We start from the raw sequence: 322 nt of genomic DNA, 5'->3' as shown, positions 1-322 counted from the left end.
GCTAGGCTCAGGACTCACTAATCACAGCCAGAAGATAACGGTTGCGGCGATGCAGATGGCTGAGAAGAAGGTGTGGGCGCATCGGTCGTATCGGGTCGCTATGCGGCGCCAGTCCTTGAGCTTGGCGAACAGGTTCTCGACCTTGTGCCGCTGGCGGTAGAGAGCCTTGTCGTAGGGATAAGGCCGCTTGCGGCTGCGCGTGGAGGGAATGCAGGGCGTGATGCCCTTGGCGACGAGGGCGTCCCGGAACCAGGCGCTGTCGTAGCCGCGGTCGGCGATCAAGCTCCTGGCCGGCGGCAAGGCGTCGAGGACAAGGCGTGCC

General features: G+C 64.3%; 1 protein-coding gene. It reads right to left on the bottom strand.

Features of this window, described 5'->3' with window-relative positions; genetic code table 11:
- Positions 1 to 21: 21 nt before the first annotated feature.
- Positions 22 to 322, bottom strand: a 301-nt coding sequence (locus tag V5F48_RS25085; protein WP_394260665.1) for a transposase, incomplete at its 5' end; no start/stop codon positions are given.

The sequence above is a fragment of the Xanthobacter autotrophicus ATCC 700552 genome, assembly GCF_043194565.1.
GTDB classification, from domain to species: Bacteria; Pseudomonadota; Alphaproteobacteria; order Rhizobiales; family Xanthobacteraceae; genus Xanthobacter; species Xanthobacter autotrophicus_F.
This window is presented reverse-complemented; position numbering and strand designations above follow the sequence as displayed.